The following is a 1,972-nucleotide window of genomic DNA, read 5'->3' as shown; positions in this document are numbered from 1 at the left end:
GAAGCTGTCGACTGCGTTCATGGGCCGGCGCCGTCTCCCCCTCTGCGTGTTCTCGGAGCGCGCTCTCCACTTTTTGAGGCAGGGGGCGCAAACCTTCCGCTCGCCTTGGGTTCGAAGACGCGCGGGGTTCCTCCTCTCGGGGCGAGGCGGGGGGCGGGGCGCGGACCCCGGCTCGATGAAGCAGGAACCCGGTCTTCGTTTTCCAATCCATGCCCCGTATGCCTGAGCTTCCTGAGGTCGAGACCATTCGCCGCCAGATCGCACCGCTGCTCGAAGGGCGGCACATCGCCCGCGCCTGGGCCGGTCTTGCGCGCATCACCCGTCCCAGCGTCGATGCCTTCGTCGAGGGTGTGCGCGGACGGCGCATCGAGGCGGTTCGCAGGCGCGGCAAGCACATGTTCCTGCCCCTCGATGACGGCAGCGTGCTGCGGGTGCACCTGGGCATGACCGGTCGTCTCGAGGTCGAGCCTCTCGTAGACGTTCCTCCCTCGCGCGCGCACGTTCACGCGGTGCTCGAGCTCAGCGATGGCCAGCGCCTGGTGTTCAGCGATCCCCGCACCTTCGGGGAGATCGGGGTCACATCAGATCTTTCGTTCCTCGACGCCCTCGGCCCCGAGCCGCTCGATGATGGCTTCGACGAGGGGGCGCTGGTCGAGCGCCTGCGCAGCAAGCGCTGCGCCGTCAAGACCGCGCTCCTCGATCAGCGGATGGTCGCCGGCGTGGGCAACATCTACGCCGACGAGATCTGCTTTCTCGGCGGGGTGCGACCCGATCGCGTCGCCGCCACACTCTCGCGAGCGCGGCTCGCCCGACTGGTCTCGCACATCCGCCCGGTGCTCGAGCGCGCGGTCGAGACCCAGGGCGCCACCGCCCGTCCCACCGGCCGCTACTACGACATCTTCGGGCAGAGCGGGGCGTACATCCCTCACGTCTATGGTCGTACGGGCGAGCCGTGCGCGGCCTGCGGTACGTCAATCAAGAAGGCGTCTCTGGGCGCGGGGCGAAGCGCCCGCGCGTATCACTGGTGCTCGAGGTGTCAGCGATGAGAACCTATGTCATCACCGCGGTGCTCATTCTGCTCAGCGTGCTCGGCCATCACAATCACGCCATGGCCGCCATGCCGCTCTTCATCATCGCTGCCGCCGCCATCGTTCCGCTGGCGGGCATCCTCGGGAAGGCCACGGAGGAGATCTCCATGCGCCAGGGCCCGGCTCTGGGGGGGCTGCTCAACGCCACGTTCGGCAATGCCACAGAGCTCATCCTCGCGCTCATGGCCATCCGCTCCGGAGGGCACCTCCTCGAGATGGTGAAGGCCTCCATCACGGGGTCGATCATCGGAAACCTGCTGCTCGTTCTCGGGGCGGCCATTGTGGCGGGTGGCCTTCGCTACAAGTCGATGTCCATCAATCCCCGCTCGGCCGGCATGACCTCGAGCATGATGCTGCTCGCCGTCATCGGCCTTGTCGTCCCAGCGGTGTTCGCCCGCGTGCGCCCCGACGCCAACCCCGTTCTGCTGCAGAACATGAGCCTGATGGTGGCGGGCATCCTCATGCTCATCTACTTCCTCGGCCTGCTGTTCGCGTTCGGCACCCATCGACACGTCTTCAACCCCGACGGCAGCGGGGCAGACGAAGAGCCCGAGGAGCCCGAGTGGAGCATGATGACGGCGGTGTCGGTTCTGCTGGGCACGACGCTTCTCGTGGTGCTCGAGAGCGAGATCCTCGTCGACGCCGTGCAGGAGCTCATCGAGTCGATGCATCTGTCGCCCATCTTCCTCGGAGCGGTGGTCATCGCCATCGTGGGCAACGCGGCCGAGCACGCGGTGGCCATCATGGTGGCGCGGCGTGGTCGCATGGAGCTGGCCTTCCAGATCGCCTGCGGATCGTCGACCCAGGTCGCGCTCTTCGTGGCGCCGTTCCTCGTGTTTGCAAGCGTGTTGATGGGGCAGCCCATGAACCTGCTCTTCACCCTC

General features: G+C 67.1%; 2 protein-coding genes. Both read left to right on the top strand.

The annotated features are described in order from the left end of the window. The first annotated feature begins 209 nt into the window (after positions 1 to 209). Positions 210 to 1,046, top strand: coding sequence for a bifunctional DNA-formamidopyrimidine glycosylase/DNA-(apurinic or apyrimidinic site) lyase (locus EB084_24405; protein ID NDD31406.1), 837 nt, complete (start codon positions 210 to 212; stop codon positions 1,044 to 1,046). Next, on the top strand, positions 1,043 to 1,972 hold a 930-nt coding region (gene cax, locus EB084_24400; protein ID NDD31405.1), incomplete at its 3' end, for a calcium/proton exchanger. The genes EB084_24405 and cax, both read left to right, overlap by 4 nt.

It is taken from the genome of Pseudomonadota bacterium (assembly GCA_010028905.1).
Lineage (GTDB): Bacteria > Vulcanimicrobiota > Xenobia > RGZZ01 > RGZZ01 > RGZZ01.
This window is presented reverse-complemented; position numbering and strand designations above follow the sequence as displayed.

Coding starts and splice junctions, on each gene's coding strand:
- EB084_24405 (NDD31406.1), top strand. CDS start 210: ATGCCCCGTATGCCTGAGCTTCCTGAGGTCGAGACCATTCGCCGCCAG.